Annotated in this window: 30 protein-coding genes; 14 read left to right on the top strand and 16 right to left on the bottom strand. The window is 64.7% G+C overall.

Annotated elements, in window-relative coordinates:
- The first annotated feature begins 4 nt into the window (after positions 1-4).
- From fliI to fliR, 10 genes are all read left to right on the top strand, one after another.
- The gene (gene fliI / locus ACF3ND_RS06070) at positions 5-1456 is read left to right on the top strand and encodes a flagellar protein export ATPase FliI (RefSeq protein WP_394065177.1); all 1452 of its coding nucleotides are present in this window, start codon (positions 5-7) and stop codon (positions 1454-1456) included.
- Positions 1457-1458: 2 nt separating this feature from the next.
- Positions 1459-1908 carry a flagellar export protein FliJ gene (gene fliJ, locus ACF3ND_RS06065; RefSeq protein ID WP_394065176.1) on the top strand — a complete coding sequence of 150 codons (450 nt, stop codon included), beginning with the start codon at positions 1459-1461 and terminating at the stop codon, positions 1906-1908.
- 13 nt (positions 1909-1921) lie between these two features.
- A complete protein-coding gene (locus ACF3ND_RS06060; RefSeq protein WP_394065175.1) occupies positions 1922-3205 on the top strand; it encodes a flagellar hook-length control protein FliK in 1284 nt (427 codons plus the stop codon).
- Positions 3206-3381: 176 nt separating this feature from the next.
- Entirely contained in the window at positions 3382-3897 is a 516-nt protein-coding gene (locus ACF3ND_RS06055) for a flagellar basal body-associated FliL family protein (RefSeq protein WP_394065174.1), read from the top strand.
- The gene (gene fliM, locus ACF3ND_RS06050) at positions 3897-4904 is read left to right on the top strand and encodes a flagellar motor switch protein FliM (RefSeq protein WP_394065173.1); all 1008 of its coding nucleotides are present in this window, start codon (positions 3897-3899) and stop codon (positions 4902-4904) included. The genes ACF3ND_RS06055 and fliM overlap by 1 nt, the downstream gene beginning before the upstream one ends.
- A complete protein-coding gene (gene fliN, locus ACF3ND_RS06045; RefSeq protein WP_394065172.1) occupies positions 4901-5398 on the top strand; it encodes a flagellar motor switch protein FliN in 498 nt (165 codons plus the stop codon). The genes fliM and fliN overlap by 4 nt, the downstream gene beginning before the upstream one ends.
- Positions 5398-5697 carry a flagellar biosynthetic protein FliO gene (gene fliO / locus ACF3ND_RS06040; RefSeq protein ID WP_394065171.1) on the top strand — a complete coding sequence of 100 codons (300 nt, stop codon included), beginning with the start codon at positions 5398-5400 and terminating at the stop codon, positions 5695-5697. Before fliN ends, fliO begins: the two co-directional genes overlap by 1 nt.
- A 6-nt stretch (positions 5698-5703) precedes the next feature.
- Complete coding sequence (gene fliP, locus ACF3ND_RS06035; protein ID WP_394065170.1) at positions 5704-6474, top strand: flagellar type III secretion system pore protein FliP; 771 nt, start codon at positions 5704-5706, stop codon at positions 6472-6474.
- Between the two features lie 10 nt (positions 6475-6484).
- A complete protein-coding gene (gene fliQ / locus ACF3ND_RS06030; protein ID WP_394065169.1) occupies positions 6485-6754 on the top strand; it encodes a flagellar biosynthesis protein FliQ in 270 nt (89 codons plus the stop codon).
- A 136-nt stretch (positions 6755-6890) separates the two neighbouring features.
- Positions 6891-7676 carry a flagellar biosynthetic protein FliR gene (gene fliR / locus ACF3ND_RS06025; protein WP_394065168.1) on the top strand — a complete coding sequence of 262 codons (786 nt, stop codon included), beginning with the start codon at positions 6891-6893 and terminating at the stop codon, positions 7674-7676.
- Positions 7677-7691: 15 nt separating this feature from the next.
- Here the strand turns inward: fliR and ACF3ND_RS06020 are convergent, their stop codons facing one another.
- The 3 genes from ACF3ND_RS06020 to ACF3ND_RS06010 all read right to left on the bottom strand — a co-directional run bounded on the left by ACF3ND_RS06020 (position 7692) and on the right by ACF3ND_RS06010 (position 11984).
- On the bottom strand, positions 7692-8378 hold the full coding sequence (locus ACF3ND_RS06020) for an exonuclease domain-containing protein (protein ID WP_394065167.1): 687 nt from the start codon (positions 8376-8378) through the stop codon (positions 7692-7694).
- Complete coding sequence (locus ACF3ND_RS06015) at positions 8375-10285, bottom strand: DUF294 nucleotidyltransferase-like domain-containing protein (RefSeq protein ID WP_394065166.1); 1911 nt, start codon at positions 10283-10285, stop codon at positions 8375-8377. The genes ACF3ND_RS06020 and ACF3ND_RS06015 overlap by 4 nt, the downstream gene beginning before the upstream one ends.
- A gap of 79 nt (positions 10286-10364) precedes the next feature.
- A complete protein-coding gene (locus tag ACF3ND_RS06010) occupies positions 10365-11984 on the bottom strand; it encodes a methyl-accepting chemotaxis protein (RefSeq protein ID WP_394065165.1) in 1620 nt (539 codons plus the stop codon).
- On the opposite strand from ACF3ND_RS06010, the gene ACF3ND_RS06005 reads away from it, so the two are divergent.
- Positions 11971-12099, top strand: coding sequence for a hypothetical protein (locus ACF3ND_RS06005; RefSeq protein WP_394065164.1), 129 nt, complete (start codon positions 11971-11973; stop codon positions 12097-12099). The genes ACF3ND_RS06010 and ACF3ND_RS06005 overlap by 14 nt on opposite strands.
- 31 nt (positions 12100-12130) lie before the next feature.
- Here the strand turns inward: ACF3ND_RS06005 and ACF3ND_RS06000 are convergent, their stop codons facing one another.
- The 13 genes from ACF3ND_RS06000 to flgB all read right to left on the bottom strand — a co-directional run bounded on the left by ACF3ND_RS06000 (position 12131) and on the right by flgB (position 24281).
- A complete protein-coding gene (locus ACF3ND_RS06000; protein ID WP_394065163.1) occupies positions 12131-12568 on the bottom strand; it encodes a hypothetical protein in 438 nt (145 codons plus the stop codon).
- A complete protein-coding gene (locus ACF3ND_RS05995; protein ID WP_394065162.1) occupies positions 12568-13998 on the bottom strand; it encodes a methyl-accepting chemotaxis protein in 1431 nt (476 codons plus the stop codon). The genes ACF3ND_RS06000 and ACF3ND_RS05995 overlap by 1 nt, the downstream gene beginning before the upstream one ends.
- Before the next feature lie 57 nt (positions 13999-14055).
- Complete coding sequence (flgL, locus tag ACF3ND_RS05990) at positions 14056-15276, bottom strand: flagellar hook-associated protein FlgL (RefSeq protein ID WP_394065161.1); 1221 nt, start codon at positions 15274-15276, stop codon at positions 14056-14058.
- A gap of 35 nt (positions 15277-15311) precedes the next feature.
- Positions 15312-16967: a flagellar hook-associated protein FlgK gene (flgK, locus tag ACF3ND_RS05985; protein ID WP_394065160.1), complete on the bottom strand. Its 1656-nt coding sequence runs from the start codon at positions 16965-16967 to the stop codon at positions 15312-15314.
- 103 nt (positions 16968-17070) lie between these two features.
- A complete protein-coding gene (flgJ, locus tag ACF3ND_RS05980; RefSeq protein WP_394065159.1) occupies positions 17071-18036 on the bottom strand; it encodes a flagellar assembly peptidoglycan hydrolase FlgJ in 966 nt (321 codons plus the stop codon).
- Entirely contained in the window at positions 18036-19178 is a 1143-nt protein-coding gene (locus ACF3ND_RS05975) for a flagellar basal body P-ring protein FlgI (RefSeq protein WP_394065158.1), read from the bottom strand. The genes flgJ and ACF3ND_RS05975 overlap by 1 nt, the downstream gene beginning before the upstream one ends.
- Before the next feature lie 13 nt (positions 19179-19191).
- The gene (locus ACF3ND_RS05970; RefSeq protein WP_394065790.1) at positions 19192-19878 is read right to left on the bottom strand and encodes a flagellar basal body L-ring protein FlgH; all 687 of its coding nucleotides are present in this window, start codon (positions 19876-19878) and stop codon (positions 19192-19194) included.
- A gap of 22 nt (positions 19879-19900) precedes the next feature.
- Entirely contained in the window at positions 19901-20686 is a 786-nt protein-coding gene (flgG, locus tag ACF3ND_RS05965; protein WP_394065157.1) for a flagellar basal-body rod protein FlgG, read from the bottom strand.
- Between the two features lie 39 nt (positions 20687-20725).
- Complete coding sequence (gene flgF, locus ACF3ND_RS05960) at positions 20726-21475, bottom strand: flagellar basal-body rod protein FlgF (RefSeq protein ID WP_394065156.1); 750 nt, start codon at positions 21473-21475, stop codon at positions 20726-20728.
- 8 nt (positions 21476-21483) lie between these two features.
- Positions 21484-22689, bottom strand: a complete 1206-nt coding sequence (gene flgE / locus ACF3ND_RS05955) for a flagellar hook protein FlgE (protein ID WP_394065155.1) — start codon at positions 22687-22689, stop codon at positions 21484-21486.
- Between the two features lie 54 nt (positions 22690-22743).
- Complete coding sequence (locus tag ACF3ND_RS05950) at positions 22744-23427, bottom strand: flagellar hook capping FlgD N-terminal domain-containing protein (RefSeq protein WP_394065154.1); 684 nt, start codon at positions 23425-23427, stop codon at positions 22744-22746.
- A gap of 20 nt (positions 23428-23447) precedes the next feature.
- Complete coding sequence (gene flgC, locus ACF3ND_RS05945; RefSeq protein WP_394065153.1) at positions 23448-23852, bottom strand: flagellar basal body rod protein FlgC; 405 nt, start codon at positions 23850-23852, stop codon at positions 23448-23450.
- 12 nt (positions 23853-23864) lie between these two features.
- The gene (flgB, locus tag ACF3ND_RS05940; protein ID WP_394065152.1) at positions 23865-24281 is read right to left on the bottom strand and encodes a flagellar basal body rod protein FlgB; all 417 of its coding nucleotides are present in this window, start codon (positions 24279-24281) and stop codon (positions 23865-23867) included.
- Positions 24282-24450: 169 nt separating this feature from the next.
- Here flgB and flgA point away from each other — a divergent pair, with 169 nt between their 5' ends.
- The 3 genes from flgA (at position 24451) to flgN (ending at position 26014) form a co-directional block, all read left to right on the top strand.
- On the top strand, positions 24451-25176 hold the full coding sequence (flgA, locus tag ACF3ND_RS05935; protein WP_394065151.1) for a flagellar basal body P-ring formation chaperone FlgA: 726 nt from the start codon (positions 24451-24453) through the stop codon (positions 25174-25176).
- Positions 25177-25261: 85 nt separating this feature from the next.
- A complete protein-coding gene (flgM, locus tag ACF3ND_RS05930) occupies positions 25262-25546 on the top strand; it encodes a flagellar biosynthesis anti-sigma factor FlgM (protein WP_394065150.1) in 285 nt (94 codons plus the stop codon).
- Between the two features lie 18 nt (positions 25547-25564).
- Positions 25565-26014, top strand: coding sequence for a flagellar export chaperone FlgN (flgN, locus tag ACF3ND_RS05925; protein WP_394065149.1), 450 nt, complete (start codon positions 25565-25567; stop codon positions 26012-26014).
- Positions 26015-26028: the final 14 nt, after the last annotated feature.

Raw genomic sequence — 26028 nt, 5'->3', positions numbered from 1 at the left:
CACCATGCCGCATCGCGCCTATTGTCCCTATGCCGATGCCTCCGATCGCTGGCGGGCCCAGTTGCTCTCGGCCCAGCAGCGCGTGCAGGCCATCGAACCCAGCCTGCGCAGCGGCCGCGTGGTGCGCGCCACCGGACTCGTGCTGGAAGCCACCGGGCTGAAACTGGCGGTGGGCGCCGCCTGCAGGATCGAGCTGTCGGCCGCCCAGGGCATCTGGGCGGAAGCCGAGGTGGTGGGCTTCCAGGGCAATTCGCTGTACCTGATGCCGCTCAGCGACATCTCCGGCCTGCCTCCGGGAGCGCGCGTGGTTCCCGTGGAGCCGGACGTGCAGCCGCCCGTTCCCCTGCCCTGCTCCGACCAGCCCGACAGCCTGCCCGCGCAGGCCCGCTCGCGCCACGTGCCCGTCGGCATGGGCCTGCTGGGCCGGGTCGTGGACGGCAACGGACGACCTCTGGACGGCCTGGGTCCGGTCGAGGCCGAAGCCTCGGTATCGCTGAACCACACGCCGCCCAATCCCTTGAACCGCAGTCCCATCGACACGGTGCTGGACGTGGGCGTGCGCGCCATCAACGGCCTGTTGACCGTCGGACGCGGACAACGCATGGGCCTGTTCGCCGGCTCGGGGGTGGGCAAGAGCGTGCTGCTGGGCATGATGGCGCGCTACACCCAGGCCGACATCATCGTCGTGGGCCTGATCGGCGAACGGGGCCGCGAAGTCAAGGAATTCATCGAGCACAACCTGGGACAGGACGGGCTGCAGCGCTCCGTCGTGGTGGCGGCTCCGGCGGACGTCTCGCCGCTGCTGCGCCTGCAGGGCGCCGTCTACGCGACCCGCCTAGCCGAGTTCTTCCGCGACCAGGGCAAGAACGTGCTCCTGATCATGGATTCGCTGACCCGCTACGCCATGGCGCAGCGCGAGATCGCCCTGGCCATCGGCGAACCCCCTGCAACCAAGGGATATCCGCCCTCGGTATTCGCCAAGCTGCCGGCGCTGGTCGAGCGCGCCGGCAACGGCGAACCCGACGCGCAGGGCCGCAGCGGCTCCATCACGGCCTTCTATACCGTGCTGACCGAAGGCGATGACCAGCAGGACCCCATCGCCGACTCCGCCCGCGCCATCCTGGACGGGCACATCGTACTGTCGCGCAGCCTGGCCGAGACCGGCCACTATCCGGCCATCGACATCGAGGCGTCCATCTCGCGCGTGATGTCGGCCATCGTCCAGCCTGAACAATACAGCCAGGTGCACCGCTTCAAGGGACTGCTCTCCAGCTATCAGCGCAACCGCGACCTGATCGCCGTGGGCGCTTACACCCGAGGCAACGATCCGCGCATCGACGAGGCCATCGAACGCTACCCCTGGCTGGAGGCCTACCTCAAGCAGGGCATGCAGCAGCGCGTGGATGTGGCGCGCGCCTTTGACGAACTGAATGCCGTACTGAACCACGGACAATGACCATGAAAGCCAATGCCTCCCTGCATACGCTGGTCGACCTGACCCAAGGCCAGGTCGACGAGGCCGGCCGCCAGCTCCAGGAGCTGACCGGCCAGCGCGATGCGGCCAACAGCCAGCTGGACATGCTGCAAAGCTATCGGCAGGACTACGCCCAGCGCCTGCTGGACGCCGGCCGGACCGGGCTGTCCATGGCGAACTACCACAATTTCCGCCGCTTTATCGCCACATTGGACGATGCCATTTCCCAGCAGAATAAGGTCATCCTGACGCTGGAAGACAAGATCGAGCAAGGACGCCAGGAGTGGCATGCGCGCCAGCGGCGCCTGAACGCCTACGAGACCCTGATCGGCCGTCGCCAGCAGGAACAGCAACGCAAACAACTCCGGATGGAGCAGCGCGCCAACGACGAGATCGCCGCGCGCCTGTACCTCCGCAGCCAGTCAGCCTATTGAACAAGCGCCGCACATGACCTCGCCCACCCTCCTGGTTATCCCTTCGGCCGGCCCCGCCGGCAAGGACGCCGCCGTCAACACCGGCGCTGCCGCGCAACGGGGCGACGGCGCCTTCGCCGCGCACCTGCAGGCGCAACAGCAGCAAGTCCAGGGCGGCGCGCGCCCGACGAACGGCGATATTCCCGCCGACGCACAGGCGGCGGAGACCAATGCCGCCCTGCCCCTTCTGATGACAGACCAGGACCCGACCGCCTTGCTGCCCACGGATGAGGCGGACGTGGCTGCCGCCGATGACACGGCGCAAAGCGGCCTGCCCGCCCTGGCGCTGTCCATCCTGTCCGAAATCAAGGCCTTGCGCCAAGGCGCCGCTCGCAGCGAGGCGCCCTTGTCCGCCGCCCAGGCCGAAGAATCGACGAACGGCCGCGGGCTGCCCGGCCCGACTCTGGCTGCCGCGGCTCTCGGCATCGACTCGGCAACTGTTTCGTCCCCCGATGCGACTGCTCCAACGCCCGGCCAGGATGCCCCGCTGCGTTCAGCCCCGGCTCCTGCCGGCGACGCCGGCCTGGCGGCCGCCGTGGCGAGCGCCGCGCGCAGCCAGCGCCTGGCGCCCGCCTCCGCTGTTCAGTCCCAGAACGCCGCGCCGCGCGCCGGCGCCAAGTCCGAGCCCGCACCGCAAGCCGTCTCCGTCTTCTCCACAATTCCGGAACCACGTCTGAACGCCGAAACGCCTTCGGCGCCGAACGAACAGGCCGCAGCACCACGCATCGCGGCCCAGCCGCTGAGCGTACCCGCGGCCCCGGCGCCCATGTCCGCAAGCACGACTCCTGTCGCCCAGGCAAGCATTCCGACCCCGCTGCAGTCGCCCGACTGGAGCGCCGCCCTGGGTCGCCAGTTCATCGCTTTGGCCCAACAGGCCCAGGGACAGATCCAGAGCGCCGACATCCGCCTGGACCCTCCGGAACTGGGACCTCTGCGCATCACGCTGCATATCCAGGACGGCGTGGCCCACGCCATGATCACCTCCCCCCATGCCCAGGTACGCCACACCATTGAACAGTCCCTGCAACAGTTGCAGCAGCAGTTCGCCGACGGCGGGCTGACCCTGGGGCAGGCCGACGTGGGCGACCAGCACGCCTCGCATCAGCAGTTCCAGGAGCAGTTGGCGGCCCGCCGACAAGCGTCCAGCGGACCGGCATTCAGTCTGGACGGCCATGCCGAAGCCGACGCAGCCGCTGCTCCGGCCGCCCCGCCCGCCCGCCTGCTGGATGCCAACGCGCTGGTGGACACCTTCGCCTGAGCACCAGCCCGACGGTCTCCACGGCAAAAAGCATGATCAAGCTTGAAAAGCAGCGTCTATTCGCCGCGCCCGCGGCCTTGCGCCTCGGGCACAATAACCTTGGGAAGCGTGCCGGCCCAGGCCGCATGCACGCTTGTCCTACCGTATTACGCTAGTTACCCACCGCTCACACTCACATGGCCCGAAAAGCATCCACCAAACTCGCACGCCTGATCAAGACCGGTCTGTTGGTTCTGTTTATTGTCGCCGCCAGCGTGGGCGCCACCCTGTACTATTCCTGGCAGCAGGACAGCCCGCCTTCCTGGCTGCAGTGGTCGGAAAAAGGCAATCCCGCCGCCGCCGCCGAAGCCGATGGCGCGCCGGCACCCATCGCCGCCAAACCCATTTTTGCGCCGCTCGATCCATTCACCGTCACCCTGAGCGAAAACGGGCGCTCGCGCATCCTGTACGTAGGCATCACGCTGCGCGTGCAGGACGACGGCTCGCGCGCCATGCTGCTCGAATACATGCCCATGGTGCGGGACCGCGTGCTCAAGATTCTGGCCGAACAGCAGCCTTCCCACATCCAGACGCCGGAGGGCCGCCAAGCCCTGGTCCAGCAGCTCACTGCCGGGTTGAAGGAGCAGTATCCTCCGAATCCGGCCCAGCCGCGCATCAACGATGTCCTGTTCACCGCCTTTGTCATCCAATAATGTCGTATCAGAGCTTCCTATCCCAAGACGAAGTCGATGCACTGCTGGCCGGTGTCACCGGCGAAGGCGCTGACACCAAGCCGCTGAGCGAGAACACCTCGGGCGTACGGGCCTATGACCTGACCTCGCCCGACCGGGTGGTGCGGCACCGCATGCAGACGCTCGAGCTGATCAACGAACGCTTCGCCCGCCGGCTGCGCTCGACCATGCTCAGCTTCATGCGCCGCAACGCCGACATCACCGTAGGTTCGATCCGCATCCAGAAATACTCGGATTTCGAACGCAACCTGCCGGTGCCCAGCAACCTGAACATGATCTCGCTCAAGCCCCTGCGCGGCGTGTCCCTGTTCACCTTCGACCCCAACCTGGTCTTCCTGATCATCGACAGCCTGTTCGGCGGCCATGGCCGCTACAACACCCGCGTCGAAGGCCGGGACTTCACCACCACCGAACAGCGCATCATCCAGCGCCTGCTGACCCTGACGCTGGAGAGCTACTGCGGCGCCTGGGAATCCATCTATCCGCTGGAAGCGGAGTACATGCGCTCGGAGATGCACACCAAGTTCGCCAGCATCAGCAGCAGCAACGACATCGTGGTGGTGACCTCCTTCAACATCGAATTCGGCGCGCAGGGCGGCAACCTGAACATCTGCCTGCCCTACTCCATGATCGAGCCAGTGCGCGACATCCTGACCCGGCCCCTGCAGGACACGGGCTCCAACGCCATCGACCAGCGCTGGACGCACCAGCTCTCGCGCCAGGTGCGCAGCGCCCAGGTGGAACTGATCGCCGACTTCGTGAGCATAGACATGACCATCTCCCAGCTCACGCAGCTCAAGGTCAACGATGTGCTGCCCATCGACATCCCGGACATCATCGAAGCCCACGTGGACGGCGTGCCCGTTCTGGAATGCCGCTACGGCACGTCCAACGGCCGCTACGCCCTGCGCGTGCAGAACATACTGGCCACCAACGACACCGACTTGACTAAAGGTAAGTCCCTATGACCGACCCTCTCAACCCCAACGACCGGTCTGCTCCCGAGGACGACTGGGCCGCCGCCATGGCCGAGCAGCAGGCCGGCCAGACCAATCAGGCCCAGGGCCTGGGACAGTCCATGGACGACGACTGGGCGTCCGCGCTCGCCGAGCAGACGGCCGCCACCACGCCCGAGCCGACGCCGGCCGCCAGCACGCTGTTCCAGCCCATCCACCAGAGCAGCGAAGGCGGCGGCAGCGACATCGACATGATCATGGACATCCCCGTCCAGTTGTCCGTCGAACTGGGCCGCACGCGCCTGACCATCAAGAACATCCTGCAACTGGGCCAGGGCTCGGTCGTTGAGCTGGACGGCCTGGCGGGCGAACCGCTGGACATCTATGTCAACGGCTACCTGATCGCCCAGGGTGAAGTGGTGGTCGTGGACGAAAAATACGGTATCCGGGTGACCGACATCATCACCCCGTCCGACCGCATCCAGCGCCTGAACGGACGACGCTGATGGATCAGGGCCAACTCGTCAGAATCCTGCTCAGCCTGATCCTGGTGGTGGGGATGATTCTGGCGGCGGCCTGGGCGGCTCGCCGCGGCGGGCTGCTGCGCCAGAGCCAGACGAGGCGCATCCGCATCCTGGACAGCCAGCGCCTGGGCGCGCGGGCCACCCTGGCGCTGGTCCAGGTCGACGACCGCGAGATACTCATCGGCGTCACACCCCAGCAGATCAGTCTGCTGCATGCCGGCGCCGCCCCGCGCGATGACGACGACTTCCGCTCCCATCTGGATCAAGCGCGCTCGTCCTGAGGCATCATGACCGCATCCTCCTTCTTTCCGCTGTTCCGCCGGCTGTCCCTGCTGCTGCCGGCGTTGCTCGTGCTGCTCGCGCCGCTTGACGTCTGGGCGCAGGCGATGCCCGCCCTGACATCCACGCCCGGCCCCAACGGATCGCAAACCTGGTCGCTCAGCATCCAGACGCTGGCCATGCTGACCATGATGTCGTTCCTGCCGGCGGCGCTGCTCATGATGACCGGCTTCACCCGCATCATCATCGTGCTGGGCCTGTTGCGCAACGCCATGGGCACCGGTACGGCGCCGCCCAACATGGTGCTGGTGGGCCTGGCCCTGTTCCTGACCTTCTTCACCATGTCGCCGGTCTTCGACGAGGTCTACGAACAGGCCTACAAGCCGCTGTCGGAAAACAGCATTTCCTTCGAGACGGCGCTGGAACGCGGCGCGCAGCCCCTCAAGACCTTCATGCTGCACCAGACGCGCGAGGCGGACCTGAAGCTGTTCGGCGACATGGCCGACGTGGGAGATCTGCAAAGCCCGCAGGACGTGCCCTTGCGGGTGCTGGTCCCGGCCTTCGTCACCAGCGAGCTCAAGACCGCCTTCCAGATCGGCTTCACCATCTTCATTCCCTTCCTGATCATCGACCTGGTCATCGCCAGCGTGCTGATGTCGCTGGGCATGATGATGGTGCCGCCCGTCACCATTTCGCTGCCCTTCAAGCTCATGCTGTTCGTGCTGGCTGACGGCTGGCACCTGCTGCTGGGATCGCTGGCGCGCAGCTTCTACCAGTAAAAGGACTGCCATGACTCCCGAAGCCGTCATGACCATGACCTACATCGCGCTCAAGCTGGCGCTGACCATGGCCGGGCCCATGCTCATCGTCGTGCTGGTGGTGGGCCTGGGCATCAGCATCTTCCAGGCCGCGACCCAGATCAACGAGATGACCCTGTCCTTCATCCCCAAGCTGCTGGCCATGGGGATCACCGTCGTGCTGCTGGGCCCCTGGCTGATCAGCACCATGGTGGACTACATGCAGAACCTGCTGCGCGGCATTCCCGGCCTGGTGAACTGAGAACCTTGTTCAATGTCGTTTCATTGCGCCCGCCCATCCTCCTGCCGCGTCCATCCAGGCGCGGGGCGCCGCTCATGCTCCGGCCTGAGCGACAGGCGCCATGAAAAGACCTTGAACAGGTTCTGAAGGTCGGCACATGCTCCAGGTCACCGCGGAACAGCTCTACGCCTGGCTGAACGCCTTTCTGTGGCCCTTCGTGCGCATCCTGGCCACCCTGGCCGCCCTGCCCTTCTTCAGCGAATCCGCCATTCCCAAGCGCGCCAAGGTCGGGCTGGGCGTGCTGCTGACGCTGGTCGTGGCCCCCTCCCTTCCCGAGCTGCCCGCCGTGCCCACGGCGTCCTGGACGGCGCTGCTGATCGCTGCGCAGCAAGTGCTGATCGGCCTGGCCCTGGGGCTGACCATGCGCATCATATTCGCCGCGGTACAGGCCGCCGGCGAATTCATCGGCCTGCAGATGGGCTTGTCCTTCGCATCTTTCTTCGACCCCGCCACCGGCTCAAACACCGCCGTGCTGTCGCGTCTGCTCAATGTGGTGGCCGTGCTGATGTTCCTGGCCCTGAACGGCCACCTGCTGGTGCTGGGCGTGCTGGCGCGCACCTTTCAGGTACTGCCCATAGGCCTGGGCCTGGATGTGGGCGGCTGGGGCGTCCTGCTGGACTGGAGCAGCGAACTGTTCATCGCCGGCATGCTGCTGGCCCTGCCCTTGATCATCGTGCTGCTGTCCATCAACCTGGCCTTCGGCATCCTGAACCGTACCGCCCAGCAACTGACCATTTTCGCGGTGGGCTTTCCCATCACGTTGACCATAGGGCTGGTGCTGCTGACGGTAGTCATTCCCCAGACCACGCCATTCCTGGCCCAGCTCTTCAATAGCGGCTACGAAGCCATGATGCGCGTCGCTCTGGGCCTGGCAGGCGGCTAGAGCCTGTTCGCACGCCTAGAACACGACCGCCAGGCGCCGGCCATGATGCTGCATGGCCTTGCGCACCTGGCCCACGGTGCGCAGCCCCTTGCGCTCGGCGCGGCTCATCAGCAACTGGAGCAGCTGGGCGCTGGCCAGGGCGTCGCCCAGGGCATCGTGCCGCTCGATCGCCGGCAGGCCGCAGTATGCCAGACAATCATCCAGGCCATGGCGCCGACCCTGCCATTCCGGCAAGAGGCACGCCGCCATCTCGGCCAGGTCCAGGCAGACAGGCATCGGGCCGTCCAGCCCGGCGGCCCGCCAGGCCGGCTCCAGAAAGGACAGATCGAAATCCGCGTCCCAGGCCGTCAGCAAGGTTCCCCGTGCGTACTGCGCGAAATCCCGCATGACTTGCGTCAGATCCTGTCCCGCCGCCTGCTGCTGGGGGCTGATCTCATGGATCAGCAGGCTTTCGGCGCTGCGCTCGCCCTGCCCTTGAACCAAGCCGGACCATAGATTTCCAAGCGCGATGCCTTCCCGCTCCAGCCGGACCGCGCCGATCTGCACGATATGATGACGACGCGCATCCAGGCCGCTGGTCTCCAGATCCAGCACGGCGAACAAGGCGTCCCGCCAGGACCAGGCATCGAAATAGGCCCAGGACCCGACCGTGTCGCGCACCGCATTCCTGCGCCGCCAGGGCCACCACCGCAGCGCATTCACAGGCGATACCGCAGGGCCAGTATGCGCTGGGCGCGGCGCACCTGGGCCAGCGCTTCGCGCAGCACCCGGGCATCGAGCGCGCCCAGGGCCCCCAGGCGCACGAGATTGTCGGGCTCCTCCCGCCGCTGCCATTGCCCTTGGTGATGTTGCAGACGCAGGAGCTGCAGATAGCGATAGGCTTCATGCAGGCCTTCGGATTCGCCGCGGGAGAAGACGCTCCGCTGGGTCAGGTAGCTCAATCGGTCCAGCGACGCCGGCTGCTCGCAGCCATGGGCCAGCGCCAGCACCCGCAGCACATCGACCAAAGGCGCCAGAGCCTGCTTTTTGATGTCCAGCACATCCTCGCCCTGGCCGACCAGCGCCTCCAGGCGGCTGCGCGGCTTGCCGCTGGGTACGCGCACCTGGCAGGCGCTCTGGGCCATCATGCGCTGGAAAGCAGGATTGTCATTGACCATGCCCAGCACGCGGCGACGCAGGCGCTGCAGCACCTTGTCGTCGCCCCAGATGGCGCGGCAATCGAAATAAATGGTGGATTCCAGCAACTGTTCGGCGGCCGGCCGCTCGATCATGACCTGGAAGCGATGCAGCCACTCCTGCTCGGACAGGCACAAGGCCGGATTGCTGGCCATGATGTTGCCGCTGCACCAGCGCATGCCGCAGCGGTCCAGCGCTTCATTGACGCGTCGCGCAAAGGGCAGCAGCAGCTCGCGACAAGTCCGGGCATGCTGTGCGGATTCGGCAATGAAAAGAATGCCGTTGTCCTGATCGGTGAAGCGCGTCTGCTCGCCGCGCGCCTGGCTGCCGAAGGCCAGCCAGCAGAAGTCGATGCCCGCCAGCGCCTGGCCCGGCAGGCACAGCTCGATGACGCGCCGCACCGTATGGTCGTTCAGCCGGGTCACCACTGCCGTCAATTGCTCGGGCCGCGCGCCATGTGCCAGCATGGCGTCGACCAGCCGGCCGATGTCAGCCTGCAATTGCACCAGCGCCGCAACGTCGTGGGCGCAGCGCAAGGCCCGCGACAGATGGACCAGATCCACGCGCTGCAAGGAAAAGACGTCACGCTCCGACACCATACCCACGGCCTTGTGATCTTGCACCAGGCAGACGTGGCCGATGTGATGCTCCACCATCAGCAAGGCGGCGTCGAAAGCAGAGGCTTGCGGAGTCAGCCATACAGGGTCGACGGTCATGACCTCGGCCATGGCCTGCAAGGGGTCGTAATGCCCGCCGGCTATCAGGCGGCGCAGGTCCCGCAAGGTGAAGATGCCCAGCAGATGACCGTCGGCATTGAGCACGACGATGCTGCTCACCTGGCGCTCGTGCATGCGTTTGACGGCCTGCTCCACCGGACAGTCCGGCAAACAGCCGAGTACGCCCCGCTCGACGAGCGACTGCAGGCTCATGTCCAGCGTATAGCTGGCGCCCAGCTCGGCGCTCGCGTGGGCCTGGGCCGATCGCCAGACACTGGCCATCAGGCTGCTGGCCCCGCGCAGGCAATATTCGCGGAACGGTTCGCTGGCGGTCAGCAGGTGGGCCACCGCCGGGCCGGCCACGCACAAGGCGAAACAGTCCTCCAGGACGTGGTATTCATTGCTCAACGCCTGTCCCGAGACCAGTTCACGCAAAGGCAGCAGATCGCCGGCCACGTGATCGATCTCTTCGTCCTGTTCCACATTGCGCACCTGCCCCTGGCGGATGATGTACAGCTGCTTCACCTGCTCGCCCGCCGGCAGCAGGGTCTGGCCGGACGCAAAAAAGCGCAGCTCGCTGTGCTCTATCAGATAGTCACAGTGCTGCGCCTGCATTTGGTTGAAAGGCGGGTAGGCGATCAACCAGGCCAGGATGCCGGGCGCCTTCTGGCGCACGGCCGTCCTGGCCACGGACTCACCGGGGATGGCGAACGACATGGTTCTCTCTGGCTGCAGTTGGCACAGGTTCATTGTGCCATGCAGCATGCCGTCCGCCGAGCGGTTTTCCTAAGGGATTTCAGCTATAGGCAGCCTGCCCCAGCAAGCCTGCGGAACTGCGCTCCAGTTGCTCCGGTTCATCCTCGGGCATGTCGATGACGTCGCCCTCGTTGATCTTGAACTGCGCCACTGCCTGGGCCAGGCGCTCGGACTGGGATTGCAGCGAACCGGCGGCAGCGGCGGCCTCTTCGACCAGCGATGCGTTTTGCTGCACCACAGCATCCATTTGGGTGACCGCCACGTTGATCTGGTCGATACCCGAAGTCTGCTCCTGCGATGCGGAGGAAATCTCGCTCATCAGGGTCGTGACGCTATGCACGGCGCGCACCACGTCCTGGATGATCTCGCCTGCGCTGGCCACCTGCTGCGTACCGGTCCGCACTTCGTCCAGCGACGCTTCGATCAGGCCCTTGATTTCCTTGGCGGCCTGCGCGCTGCGCTGCGCCAGGCTGCGCACTTCGCCCGCCACCACGGCGAAGCCCTTGCCCTGCTCGCCCGCACGGGCGGCTTCCACGGCCGCGTTCAAGGCCAGGATGTTGGTCTGGAAGGCAATGCCATCGATGACATTGACAATATCAGCCACCTGACCGGAACGCACGGAAATCTGGTTCATGGTGTTCACGACCGCGCCCACGGATTCGCCGCCGCGGCGGGCGACTTCGGCAGCGTTCTGCGCCAGCTTGTCGGCCTGGTTGGCATTGTCGGAGTTCTGGCGCACGGTGCTGGCCAGCTCTTCCAGGCTGGCCGCGGTCTCCTGCAAGGAGGCGGCCTGCTGCTCGGTACGCGAACTCAAGTCCGTATTGCCGGCAAAGATCTGGCTGGAGCCGGAGGCGATCTCGTCCACGCCCTGGCGCACCGTGGCAACAATGCCCTGCAGGCTTTGCTGCATGCGACGCATCGCATCGTACAGCACGCCGACTTCGTTGCTCGACTGGTAGCTGATCTTTTTGGTCAGGTCGCCATTGGCGATATGATCGAAATGCACCCCGGCCTCGCGCAATGGCTTCAAGGCCAGCTTGCCCAGCACGATACGCAGGATCACCATGATGATCAGGCCGAACACCAGGCTGGCGCCGATCACCGTCATGGCAAGGCTGGACTGCTGCTCGGCCTGCGCCAGATGGCGCTCGGTCAACAGGTCGAAGTAACGGCCCAGCTCTTCGATGCTGGCCTGGAACGCCAGGGCGCGCATGACGCCAAAGCCGTTGCTGACGAAGTAAAAGGTATTGTAGTCCTTGCTTTCCAGCGCCTGCACCATGGGCTCGATGCCATCGTCCAGGTAAGCCTGGTAGGAGGCGATCAGCCCCATGATCAGGCGGCGCAGCTCGGGTTCGGTGGGCATGTCCGCGCGCAGGGCGCCGAAATTCTTGCGCACCACGTCCAGCTTGTCGACGGCATTGCGCACCGCCGCCTGGGCGTTGTTCAAGATGCCTTCGTCGTTCTCGATCTCGGCTTCCTGATAGTAACGGGCTGCCGTCATCAAGGTCATGCGCGCCTGCAGCATGTCGTTGCTCAGCTCGAGCACTTGCTCGGCGCGGTCATTCTGTTTGCTCAAGGTCCGCAGAGAGTCCCCGTTCTGCTGCAGATAATAGGCCGACAGGCCGCCCACCAGCACGATGAGCAGCATGAAGATGCTCATCCCCAACATCAGCAAGGTGCTGATCTTGAATCCGGTAGGGCCGGTGCTGCGTGCGCGGAATTCTTTCCTGGTAGCGCGTTTCGATTGCCGAGACGCAGAACTGCTTTTTTTCTGAATACCCAACATGGATAGACCCAATTAATAGACTATTGGCTGACAGGCAGGATTGTGATCATGTCCGAATCCGGAGATTCGATAGTTATGGAGCCGGTCGGCCTGGTGGGAGCTTGTTCGCGATACGTACGCGGGATGTTGTTGCGCTTGACCACCTGCTGGAAGCGTCCGGCTGCGTCGAACGTCAGCCAGAGCTCCTGCCGGAAGTAAAGCGCATCGGTCGCCACAGTGGCGCCGTGGAGCCAGACGGCCAGCTCACTGCCGTCCAGCTGCCGGTACACCTGATGAGGAGGGGCGTGAAGCAGGACCTCGGCCTGGGCGCGTGTGGTCTGGCCGGGAATCATGTGATTCAGCCCCGCGGCCTCGAAAGAATTGCCTTGCGTGGCGCAGGCCGCCAGCGCCGTCAATGCCAGGCCGGCGGCCGCCTTGCGGACCTGTCCGGCCAGAGCGGCCAGTCGGGTCCGGAACATCAGAACTCCTCCCAGTCGTCGTCCGAAGACGCACTGGCCTTGCCGCTCAGGTCCGGGCGACGCAGGCGCTGGCTGTCATCACGGGGCGCGGCGGGCGTCTTGGCGGCCGGCGCTGCAGAGGCTGCTGCCGGAGCGGCCAGGCCCTTGGCGGCGACGGCTGGCTTGGCGGCCGCCGTCTTGCCGGGCAGGGCCGAACCCGGACGAGCCTCGCGGCCGGCCGCGCCGGAAACAGCGCGGCGATTGGCCACGCGACGGGCGTTGACATCGATGACTTCGGTGCCGGGCACGCGGAACGAGGCAATGGCTTCGTTGACCTGATTGACCTGCTCGCTCAGGCCGGCCGAGGCCAGCGCCGCCTGCTCTACCAGACGCGCGTTGTACTGGGTGGTGTCGTCCATCTGCGAGACGGCGCGATTGACCTGGTCGATCCCCGAGGATTGCTCGATGGTCGCCGCAGTGATCTCGCCCATGATGTCCGTGACCCGGCGCACGGAATCGACGATTTCCTGCATGGTCGACCCGGCGCGCTCCACCTGGGAAGAGCCTTCGGTGACTTTGCGCACGGAATCCTCGATCAGCCCAGTGATCTCGCGGGCGGCCTGGGCGCTGCGTTGCGCCAGGGCCCGGACCTCGGCGGCCACCACGGCGAATCCCTTGCCCTGTTCGCCGGCGCGGGCGGCTTCCACGGCCGCGTTCAAGGCCAGGATGTTGGTCTGGAAGGCAATGCTGTCGATCACGCCGACAATGTCGGAGATCTTGTTCGAACTGGCCGAGATGCCCTGCATCGTCGCAACCACCTCATTGACGGCGCTGCCGCCGCGATGGGCCACGTCCGAGGCCGTGGCGGCCAGCTGGTTGGCCTGCTGGGCGTTGTCGGCATTCTGGCGCACGGTGCCGGCCAGCTGCTCCATGCTGGCAGCGGTCTGCTGCAAGGAGGCGGCCTGCTCTTCCGTGCGGCTGCTGATGTTGTTGTTGCCTTGGGCGATTTCCTGGGAGCCGGCCTGGATTTCCTCGAGCCCGTTGCGGATCACCGTCATGGTCTTGACCAGCGACTCCTGCATGCGGCGCAGCGAAGCGAACAGCTCGCCGATCTCGTTCTCGGTCAGCACATTGATGCGCTGGGTCAGGTCGCCCTTGGCGATGGCGTCGAAGTACGTGGCGAAGTCGCCCAGCGGGCGCACCACGCGGCGCAGGAAATACGTCAGGGTGACCAGGCTGGCCAGCACCGCCAGGACCAGCAGGACGCCGTATGCGCCGTTGACCAGCCCTTGGTGTTCCTGGAGCATCCGCAGCACGTCGCCGCTGGAGCCCTGATCCAGCAGCGCATGGTAGTAATACAGCGCGGAGCCCGCCGATGCCAGCGTCAAGACCATCAGAATAACAACGAAGAAGGTCATGCCGACCTTGAGGCTTATATTCTTGAAGAGCATAGAAAATTCCCGCAGGAGGTTCCTGGCTGTTGGTTAAAGAAGTTCCGGCGCAAGGCGTCAGCCGTTGCCGCGCAGTCCGAACAGATTGAGGCTCTGAATCTTGCGAAACGCCAGGGCGGCCGCTTCCAGCGCAGACTTGCGCAGCTCGAGTTGCGTGCTCGCCTGGTAGTAGTCCAGATCTTCCAGGCGGGACAGCTCCTGACGATAGTTCAGCTGGCGCAGGGAGCCATTGGCGGACAGGGCGTCAAGCTCGTTCAGTCGCGTGCCCACCGAGGAACGCACGGTCAGCACATTGTCGTAATTCTCGGCGACGCGCTGGATCGAAGAATTCAGCGTATTGCGCAAGGCGGCCTTGAGCGCCGGATCATCGCCAAGAGGCGTCTTGAGCGCATCGGCCATGCGCTGCAAGGTATCGAACAGATTCATGTCCGTCTGCGCCGCCGAGCTCACGTCGAACTGGTCGCCCGCAGCTGGCTGGCCGCTGAACTTGACGCTGACGCCGCTGGCCAGATTGATGGTCTGCTCCTTGTCGCTGCTGGGCAGCGTGAAGGGGCCATTGGGGTCGGGCACGCCGTCCACCTCGACCGTGTAGTCGGTGGGAGAGGTGAACACGATCCTGTAGTGGCCCGCGCTATTGCCCGGGCTGACGCTCGGCCCACTGATCACGCCCGTGCCTGTGTTGCCGGCGGCCGCCTGAGTCATGTAGGACAGGCTGCCTGGATTGGCGCGCATGAACAGGGTCTGACCGTGATCGGACGAGTCCAGCTGGCGGGTCTGCTCCACCTGAATGGGTCGGCCCAAGGTATCGCCATGGTAGCTGTAGCTCGTGCCGTCGAACTGGAATGGTGCGGTCTGCCCTTGGGAACCGGAGAACAGATACTGCCCCGAACCGTCCTTGCTGTTGGCCAGACCAACCAGCGTATCCAGCGCTGTCTGCAACACGGTGGCCAAGGTGTTCCGATCCGCATCGGACAAAGTGCCGTTTGCCGCTTCCAGCAAGCGCGTCTGCACGTCCTGCAACTGCAAGGTGACGGAATTGAGGATATTCTCTTCTTCACTCAGCGCCCGCTGCGCCACGCCCCGGTTCTCGCCGAAACGCTGATTCATGGCCTGAGCCTGAGCCAGGTTGATGGTCTGCGCGGCAGCCAGGGGGTCATCGGACGGCGTCACCATTCGCTGACCGGTACCGGTCTGTTGGAACAGCTTGACCAGGTCCGCCTGCTGCTGGTTGATGGTGTTCAGACCCGTCTGAAAATACATAGAGGTGCTAATACGCATGGCGTCAGTCCACTATCGAAAAAATAGTTCAAAAATCAGGCACGCAGCGCCAGGAGGGTGTCGAACATCTTGGAGCTGATGTCGATCAGTCGCGAGGCCGCTCGATACTGCTCCTGGTAGCGCTCGAGCTTGATGTATTCCTCGTCCTGATTGACGCCGGAGACGGATTGCTGCGCCGCGAAGTTCTGCTGGATGAGCTTGGCCTGCGCCTTGGCGGCCGAGCCGTTCTGCTGGGTCTGCACCGCCACGCGGTTGACGATCTGGCTGTAGGCATCGTTCAGGCTCAGCGAACCCTGCCCCAGCACTTTCTGATTCTGCAGCTCGGCCAGTTTCAGGGCGATATCGCCATTGGCCGTGCCCGTGCCGGCCGCGGCTGCGGCGATGTCCTGGGGATTCTTGATTTCCACGGCCAGGGAAGAGCCCGCGTTGCGGGTAGGTTGAATGAGCCAGGAGTCGCCTGCCTGGCCGCCTGTCATGCCGGACACGTCGATACTCACGCCATCAATCACGGTGGGCTGGCTGGGATCGATCGCATGCTGTACGCCCGTCGTCAGGTCTACCAGCTTGTAATCGGTGCCGTCGTATTCCAGGCGATAATCCCGGCCCTGCAGCTGGTTGACGTCGCTGATCGATACGGCAGGACTCTGAGCGCTGGATGAGTTGTTGGCGTTTCCGATGACTTTGGGGCCGCCGATGGAGAAAAACGCCTTGCCGGGATTGCCCTGCAGGTCGATACCCTGCTCGTGCAAGGCATTGACGGAATTCGCCAGGCCAAGGGCCAACCGCCCCAGGCTGTTGATGGTGGGATCCAGGCTTTCTTGGCGGAACTGCAGCAGCCCGCCCAGCGTGCCGCCTTTCAGGGAGGTGTCGCGCAATTCGGACTTCACTTCCTGGCCCTGGGCGTCGAAGGACGAGGTATAGGCCACCACCACCCGCTCCGGATCCTGGGCGGATTTCACGGCATGCAAAGGGTAAACCTTGTCCGCGCCCAGCAGCAATTGCCCACCTACCGTGGTGACGCTGATGCGACCGTTCTGCTCCACTGTGCGCACGTCCACCAACTGGCTGAGCTCGGCTACAAGTTGCTCGCGCTGGTCCAGCAGATCGTTGGGCTCGTGGCCGGGCGTAGTGCCCTTGGCGCGCACGATCTGGTTGTTGACGTCGTTGATGCGTTCCAGGTAGCTGTTGATCTGGGTAACGGTAGTGGACAACTGCGTGTTGATGTTCTCGCTGACGCGATTCATATAGGCCGTGGCGTCATTGATCTGGGTGGCCAGGCTTTCGGCGCGGCCCAGCAGTTCCTGGCGCGCGGCCGAATCCGCCGGCGCCGAAGCGACCGCCTGAATGCCTTCGAAGAATTTCTGGATGGCGGGGCTTATGCCCACGGTCCGATCAGAAAACAGATTGTCCAATTGGCTGATCTCGTTTCCGTAGGACACGAGCGCTGCGCCCGCCGTGCGGGAGCGCACCAATTGCTGGTAGAGGAAATTGTCGTAGGAACGCTGAACCGTGACGGCTTGCACGCCTCGCCCGATATAGCCTGCCGACGTGCCCACGGCCCCAGCCGTCTGAGACAGCACGGTCTGGCGGTTATAGCCTTCGGTATCCACATTGTTCAGGTTGTGGCCAGCGACCTGCATGCGCTGCTGCGCGGCGAACAGTCCCGACAGGCCCAGATTAGCGAGATTCATGTTAAATCCTTTGCGTTCCGCCCGCCATTCGCGACGGACGAGAAATGAACATCTGTAGAGTTTTACGGCATGTAACCGTCAAGCTTTAGTCCAAAATCGGGACTTAACGCGTTCCTGCATCGAAATACGACATGATTGCGATCAGCTTCTGCGCATAGGAAGGATCCGTGGCGTAGCCGGCGTCCTGGATGCGCTGCGCGGCCTCCTCCGCGGAAGGAGCCTGCTTCACCGCCTCGTAACGTTTGCTGTTGCCGATCAGGCGCGCGTAATCGGAAAACGACTCCGCGTAGGAGTCGTAGGCGCGGAAAGGCTGCTTGACCTTGCGCGCCACGCCGTTCTCGAATTCGGTGGTCATTACTTCCACCACTTTCCCTTTCCAGCCGGGCGTGGCCTTGATGCCGAACAGGTTGTGGCTGGTGCTGCCGTCGGGATGCAGGATTTCCTTCTTGCCCCAGCCCGACTCCAGCGCCGCCTGGCTGAGGATCAGCTTGGCTGGCACGCCGCTGTCCTCGGCGGCGATCTTGGCGGCGGAGTTCATGCGGTCCACGAACTGGCGGATATGCTCGGGCGCGCCTCTGATGGAAGAATAGACACGCTCCACCGTGCTGTTGCGGGTGAGCTTGGCGATCAGGGCGGAAATGGACGAAGCGTCCACCGGGCGCTCGTCGGGCATGCGCGAGCGCAGGCCAGCCACCCGCGAGCGGGCTGCTTCAGGCTGGGACGCTTCCGGACCGGCAGGCCCGGAAGCCTGGCCGCGCATCTGGGCCAGCAGCGCCTGGGCCAGGCCAATGCCGGGGTCGGACAGATGCAAGGCCAGCTGCTCGTCGCCCATGCTCTGCGCCATGCGCACGGCCTGCGTATCGAACAGCCCGCCTTCCGGATTGGCCGCCCGCGCCTGCTTCAGGATGTTCTGGATGAACAAGGCTTCGAACTGGCGCGCCACCTGCATTTGCGTGGCCTCGTTCTGGCCGTCCTGGCCGGCGTTGCGGCGCAGTTGCGCCAGCTGCTGGGAATCGAAGATGGACACCTGCCCCCCGGAGCCGGGACGCGGGAAATACTGAACGCTCATCAGATGATCTCCAGGTCGGCGCGCAGGGCGCCGGCGCTCTTGAGGTTCTGCAGGATGGACAACAGGTCCTGCGGGGTGGCGCCCAGGGCATTGAGCGCCCGCACCACATCGGCCAGGTTCGCGCTCGTACGCACGCGCTGCAGGGATCCGCCCTGGCTGCGCATCTCGATCTGGGTGCTCTCGGACACCACGGTCTGGCCGCCGCCGAACGGCGTGTCGGGCTGGCTGACCTGGGGCTGGCGGCTGATGACCACCGACAGATTGCCGTAGGCGATGGCCGCCTCGTCGATGGTGACGCTGCGGTTCATGACCACCGAACCGGTGCGGGCATTGATGACCACGCGGGCGCGCGCCGGCGGCAGGTTAACCTGCAGGTTCTCGATCTGCGACAGGAACGCCGTCTGGGCCTGTGGATCCAGCGGACCGCGCACCTGGATCAGGCGCCCGTCCAGTGCGGTCGCCGTGGCGGGGCCGAAATGCTTGTTCAGCGCCGCCACCACATTCTGGGCCGTGCCGAAGTCCGACGTATTCATTTCGAGGTTGATCATGCCGTCGCGTGCATAAGTGGTGGGCACGCTCTGCTCCACCGTGGCGCCGCCGGGGATGGTCCCGCCGTTGAGCTGATTCACCTGCACGCTGGAACCGCCGGCCTCCGCGCCCGCGCCGCCCACCAGCAGATTGCCTTGCGCGATGGCGTAGACCTGGCCATTGGCGCCCTTGAGCGGCGTCATCAGCAAGGTGCCGCCGCGCAGGCTCTTGGCGTTGCCCATGGAGGACACCACCACATCCAGCGCCTGGCCCGGACGGGCGAAGGCCGGCAGGCGCGCCGTAACGATGACCGCGGCCACGTTCTTGAGCTGCATGTTGCTGCCCTGAGGAATCGTCACGCCCAGCTGGGACAGCATATTGGTCAGGCTTTGCTGCGTGAAGGGCGCCTGGCGCACCTGGTCCCCGCTGCCGTCCAGGCCCACGACCAGGCCGTAGCCGATCAGCGGATTCTCGCGCACGCCCTGGATGGACGCCAGGTCCTTGATGCGCTCAGCCTGGCTGGCCGGAGCCAGCAGCAGGCCCAGCCCCAGCAGGCCGGCGCGCAACAATTGGGCGGAGGAGGCGAAACGGATACGACGAAGAGAGGACACCATGGCTAGCCGCGGCTCAGAATGGGGAAATGTTCAGGAAAAAGCGCTGCAGCCAACCCATGGTCTGGACCTCGTCCATGACCCCCTTGCTGCGGAACTCGATGCGGGCGTCCGCCACCTGGGTGGAAGACACCGTATTGCTGCCCGTGATGGAGCGCGGATCGACCACGCCCGAGAAGCGGATGTACTCGCTGCCGCGATTGATGGCGATCTGTTTCTCGCCCGCCACCTGCAGGTTGCCGTTGGGCAGCACGCCCACGACCGTGGTGGTCAGCGTGCCGCTGAAGGTGTTGTCGGCGCGGCTGGAGCCCTTGCCCTGCGCCTTGTTCGAGCCGGTGACCTCGAAGTTCTGCTTGGCGCCCACTTCGTTGGGCAGCACGGCCGGCGCCAGGGCGAAGTCCAGGCCGCCGCTGCCGCTGCGGTCCGTGTTCGTGGACACGTTCTTGGCGGCGTTGGTGCGTTCCTGGATCACGATGGTGACGATGTCGCCCACATTGCGCGGCCGGCGGTCTTCGAACAGAGGATAGTTCCCATAGGCCGAAGGCTGGTAGATGGAGCCATTGGCAATCGCCGCCGGCAGGGGCGCGGGCGGCGGCGCGGCCGTCAGCGGCCCCGTCACCACGGGCTCGGGCGGAATCAGCGCGCAGCCCGACAGGCCCAGCACTAGGCAAACAGCAAAACGGCCAAACAAGGCTCTGCGCATCGTCGACATCCCTTTCCGAACCTTACAGCTGCGTCAGGCGGGCCAGCATCTGGTCGGCCGTCGAGACGGCCTTGCTGTTGATTTCGTAGGCGCGCTGCGTGCTGATCATGTTGACCAGTTCTTCAGCCACATTGACGTTGGACGTCTCGTTGTACTCCTGCAGCACCAGCCCTGCGCCGTCCATGCCGGGCTGCAGGAAGTTCGCGGGGCCCGAGGCATCGGTCTCGATGTACAGGTTCTCGCCCATGCTCTGCAGGCCAGTGGGATTGATGAAGGTGCTCAGCTGCAATTGGCCCACTTCCACGCTGGCACCGGCCGCGCCGGGCTGGGTGACGGAAACGGTGCCGTCGCGCGCAATCGTGATCTGCAGCGCATTGTCGGGGATGTTGATGGGCGGCTGGATGGGATAGCCGCCGGCCGTCACCAACTGGCCGTTCTGGTCCACCTGCAGGCTGCCGTCGCGGGTGTAGGCAAAGGTGCCGTCCGGCATCTCGACCTGTAAAAATCCTCGACCCTGGATGGCGATATCCATTTCATGGCCGGTGTTCTTCAGGTCGCCCTGAGAATGGATGCGCTCGGTGGCCACGGTGCGCACGCCCGTGCCGACCTGCAGGCCCGACGGCAGTTGATTGGCTGCGCCGACCTGGGCGCCTGGCTGGCGCAGGGTCTGGTACATCAGGTCTTCGAACACGGCGCGCGTACGCTTGAAGCCGACCGTATTGACGTTGGCCAGGTTGTTGGAAATGACATCCATATTGGTCTGCTGCGCTTCCAGACCAGTCTTGGCAATCCACAGGGAGCGAATCATGAAGTTTCCTTGCTACTAAGCGAGGCCGCGGGGGCCCGCTCAGCCATTGAACGAAAGTATGGTGTTGGCGCGGTCTTCGCGGGCGCCGGCGTCCTGAATGATCTTCATCTGCGTCTCGAAGCGGCGCGAATTGGCGATCATGGCCACCATGGCCTCGGCCGGGTTGACGTTGCTCTTCTCGATGAAGCCCGCCACCATGCGCACGGCCGGATCGGCCTGCGCGGGCGCGCCATTGGCTTGGCGGAACAGGCCGTCCTGGCCGCGCACGAGTTCGGCGACCGGCGGATTGACCAGCTTGAGCTGGCCTACCATCTGGATGTCGCGCGGGTTGTCGCCCGCGCCCAGGGCGGTCAGGCGCCCGTCGCCGGAGAAGGTCACCGTGCCGCGATCAGGCACTTCGATGGGCTGACCGTCCACGCTCAACACCGGCAGGCCCGACTGCGTCACCAGCTGGTTCTGGGCATTGACCGCCAGGTCGCCAGCTCTTGTGTAGGCCTCATCGCCGCCAGGCGTGCGCACGGCGAACCAACCCTCGCCAGCGATCGCCACGTCCAGGGCATGGCCGGTCTCGGTCATGGCCCCAGGCTGGAAACGGCTGCCGGGAGACACCGTGGCCGTGGCCACGCGGGTCTGGGAACCGATGTCGCTGACCACGGGCACGGAGCGGTAGTACGCGAGCTGTTCGCGAAAGCCCGACGTGCTCAGGTTGGCCAGGTTGTTGGTGATCACATCCTGTTGTTCCAGGGTGCGCTGTGCGCCGTTCATGGCGGTATAGATCAGGCGGTCCATGACGACTCTTAACGCAGGTTGACCAGGGTCTGCAGGACCTGATCCTGCGTCTTGATGGTCTGGGCGTTGGCCTGGTAGGTGCGCTGGGCAATGATCATGTTGACCAGTTCCTGGCCCATGTCCACGTTGGATTCTTCGATGGCCTGACCCTTGATGGTGGCCAGGCCGTTCTCGCCCGGCCGGCCCAGGATGGGCTGACCGGATTCGCCGGACTCGGTCCAGGCATTGCCGCCGATGGGCTTGAGGCCTTGCAGGTTGCTGAAGTCGGCCAACACCAAGGAACCCATTTCCATGGTTTCGCCATTGGTGTAGGCGGCGATGATGGTGCCGTCGGCGGAAATCGACATGCTGGCGTAGTCGCCCGTGGCGTAACCGTCCTGGTAGGGATTGCCGCGCGAGAACTCTCCGCCAAACTGCGTGGAACCGGTGTAACGCACATTGAACGTCAGCGGCGCTGCCGGCGAATTCGTTCCGCCGGGAGTGGGCAGCGTCACGGCGACGACGTCCTGCCCCTTGAGGCGACCGGCGCTGTCGAACGTAAGGGTGGCCTTGCTGCCGGGGATCTCCGTGCCGTTTTCAGCATAGTGCACATCCCAGACGCTGTCGCCATTCTGGCTTTCGCGCTTGACGTAGTACTGCGTGATATTGTGGGGGTTGCCCAGGGAGTCGTACACCAGATAGTTGAACGGCTGAGTGTATGAAGTCTCGTCAGCGGGATCGAAAGGCTTGGCTGTGGCGTCAATGGCGGTAGCGCCGGCGGGCAGATTCAATTGCAGACGCATTTCCGTGGTGGCCCGAGGAGGAATGTTGCCCGAGGGCACGCGGATGCGCTCCAGCGTGCTGGTGCCGGCGCCGTAGCCGGTCAGGTAGAAGCCCTGCGCGTTGACCAGCATGCCTTCCTTGTTGGGGAAGAACTCGCCGTTACGCGAGTACACGACTGCGCCGTTGGGCTGCTCCAGGCGGAACAAGCCTTTCTCGCCGGCGATGGCCATGTCGAACTGATTGTTCGTACTGCTGACGTTGCCCACGCTGAAACGCTGGCTGACGCGCGAAACCTGCACGCCCAGACCGATGCGCGAATTGGCGTAAACGTCGGCGAACTGCACCGAAGAGGACTTGTAACCCGTCGTGCCGGCGTTGGCGATGTTGTTGCCGATGGCATCCAGGTTCTGTGAGGCGGCGTTCAAGCCGCTCAAGCCTTGTCCGAAACTCATGAATATTCCTTTTGTTTAACCGTTGAACAAGCCCGGTGCGGTTGCACCCGGGTCTTACATGATTTTTCGTATGTCCAGCAGGGAATAGGAACCTGCCAGGCCCAGGTCCAGCTTCAGGCCGCTCGAGGTATAGGCCACGCTGCCCACCTTGCCGTAAGTCAAGGCTTCCGAAGTGACGGCTTCGCCGTCGTTGCTCGCCAGCACCTGAACGGTGTAGGCGCCGTCGGCCAGCGGCAGGCCGTCGTTGTCCAGGCCGTCCCAATCCATGGAGTAGACGCCGGCCTCCAGAGCCCCCTTGTCGTACTCGCGCACCACCTTGCCGCTGCTGTCCAGGATCTGGACCTTGGTCGTGGTGCTCGGGCTGGCCAGGTCTATGCCGAACGGCGTGGCGACCTTCCCGCCTTCAGCATCGCTGCCCAGCAACACTTTGCTGCCGGGAACCAGGACGTCCTTGCCGATCAGTCCGGCCGCCTGCATGGACTGGGTCACGTCCATCTGGCCGGCCACGGCCATCAGGGTATTGTTCAACTGCGTGATGCCATTGACGGTGGACAGCTGCGCGATCTGCGAAGTGACCTGGGCGTTGTCCATGGGGTTGAGGGGGTCCTGATTGCGCAGCTGCGTCACCAACAGCGTCAGGAAACGATCCTGCGTGTCGGCCATCAGGTTCTTGCTCTGGGCGTTGGCCATGCCCAGTGCGGCGACCGATGTATCAACGTTGTTATTGACAGTGCTCAAGATCTGCTCCGTATTCGGGCTTATTGACCGATGCTCAAAGTGCGCATCATGAGATTCTTGGAGGTATTGATCACCTCCACGTTGGCCTGGTAGGAACGCGAGGCCGCAATCATGTTGACGGTCTCGGCCACCACGTCCACATTGGGCATCATCACGTAGCCCTGTTCGTCCGCATGCGGATTGCCCGGGTCATACTGCAGGCGACCGGGCGCCGAACTTTCGCGCACGGCCGCGACCTGCACGCCGCCGATCGGGCTCTGCCCCTGGGGCGTCATCTGGAAAACGACCTCGCGGGCCTTGTAAGGCTGGCCGTCGGGCCCCGCCACGCTGTCGGCATTGGCGATATTGCTGGCCGACACGTTCAGGCGCTGGGACTGGGCCGCCAGCGCGGAGCCGGCGATCTGGAAAATGCTGAGACTGGACATGGGAACTCGCGCTTATTGCTGCAGGGCGGTCATCAGCCCCTTGAGGCGCTGAGACAGAAGGCTGATGGTGCTCTGGTAGTGCATGGTGTTGTCGGCGAACTGCACGCGCTCGACGTCCATCTCGACCGTATTGCCGTCGATGGAAGGCTGCGTGGGCAGGCGGTACAAGAGCTGGTCCGTGACCGGCGGCGTCACGGCCTTGGCCGCGATATGGCGCGCCGAGGTCAGGGACAGGCTGGTGTCCGGCAGGCGCTGATTGCCTCCCCCGCCCAAGGCGGCCTTGAGCGACGCGGAGAAATCCATATCCCGCGCCTTATAATTAGGCGTGTCGGCATTGGCGATATTGGAGGCCAGCACTTCCTGGCGCTCCTGGCGGACGGCCAGGGCGGTCTGGTAGAACTTCAGGTCGGCACCGATGCGATCGATCATGGAATCAAGCGGAAATCACTATGGGTTCGAAACGGGTGAACAGGCGCAAGCCTTTCACCGCCATAACAGAATGGTAGCCAGAGGCGTCCAGGCACAAACCAGGGAACAAAACGCAATTTGTCTGCCAGTTCTTCTCTTGACGACGAGCCCGACTCCGTAAAATGCCTTCATGACGCCCGATCGCCTGCTTTCCGTCCTGTGCCTGTCCGCCGCCTGCCTGGCCTGCCCGGCGGGCGCACAGCAGCCGCCGCAAGAACAGCAGGAGCAGCCCGCCGTCCAGACGGTCGAGGACATGCAGGCCATGGTGCACGACTACCTTCTGGCGCAGGCGCAGGTCCTGCCCGGCCAGGCGCAGATCACCCTGGACGCGGCGCGCCTGCACGCCATGCCGGCCTGCCGCCAGGCCCAGGCCTTCCTGCCCAGCGGCCAGCGCCTGCGCGCGCGCATGAGCGTGGGCGTGCGCTGCCTGGCCCCCCAGCCCTGGAGCAGCTCGGTGAACGCCACCTTGTCGGTCCAAGGCCACTACTACGTCACCAATCGCCGCATCAATCCAGGAGAGACCATCAGCCTGGACGATCTGGTGGCGCGCGAAGGAGACTTGCTGCAGCTGGCTTCCGGCGTGGCATTCGACCCAAGCCAGATCGTGGGCTTTGTCGCCAGCCAGCGCATCGCCCTGGGCACTCCCATCCGCAGCTCGGCCTTGCGCGATCCGCAATCGGTCATGCGCGGCCAGACCGTGCGCACCATCGCGCGCGGCGCGGGCTTCGTGGCGACGGGCGAAGGCCAGGCCCTGCAGAACGGCGCGCCCGGCATGCAGATCCAGATCAAGGCCAGTTCCGGGCAGATCATTTCGGCCACCGTGCTGGACGCCTCCACCGTCCAGGTCATGATGTAGGACGGGAAGCCGCCGCCATGCTAAAGTTCCCGGCTGCCCCGCCGTTACAAGATCAACGCAAAGAACAGGCCCCACGGAGAAACACGTGAAAATCACCACCTCCCCTCTCAAGACGCCCGTGGCTGAACGCAGCGGCACCGTCTCCAGCCAGGCGCGCAATGCCTACGGCGCCGGTTCGCCGGCCGCCAGCCAGGAAGTGGATTTCAGCGCCGCCGCCCGGCAGCTCAATTCCCTGCAGGACAGCGCCGGCGACGTGGACATGCAGAAAGTCAGCGCCCTGCGCGATGCCATCGCCTCGGGCCAACTGAAGATCGACACCAGCCGCATCGCGGACTCGCTCATCGCCACCGCGCGCGACCTTCTCAAATAAACCCGCTCCGCCACGGCCATGTCTTTGCAAAACTGCCTCGCCGACCACCTGCAGACGCTGCAGACTCTTGAAACCCTGCTGATCGACGAGAACGCGTTGCTGTTGCGCGCTTTCGAACCCCAGGAACTGGCGCAGATCACCTTGCGCAAATACCAGATCCTGGAGCAGATCGAACAGCTCGAACAACAGCGCGTCGCCTTGCTTCAGGACCGGCAGCTGGATACGCAAGCCCAAGGCTTGCGATTGGCTGCGGAGCAGGACCAGCTCCAGGACGAGCTCGAACAGATGTTCGAGCTCAGCGATCGCGTGCGGTCCCTGAGCGAAAACAACGGGATACTGGTGGACGCCTTCCTGGCGGACAACCAGCAAGCGCTCGACGCCCTGGCCGCCTTCAGCGGGCGCACCCATTTCTACGACGCTTCGGGCAAGTCGCAGTCCAGCAGCTCGACGCTCAGCCTCAAGGCCTGAACGCAAGCGCTGCA

Source organism: Alcaligenes sp. WGS1538 (assembly GCF_043187505.1).
Classification (GTDB): domain Bacteria; phylum Pseudomonadota; class Gammaproteobacteria; order Burkholderiales; family Burkholderiaceae_B; genus Alcaligenes.
The sequence above is the reverse complement of the archived record's forward strand: the minus strand, read 5'-3'. Positions and strand labels throughout refer to the sequence as shown.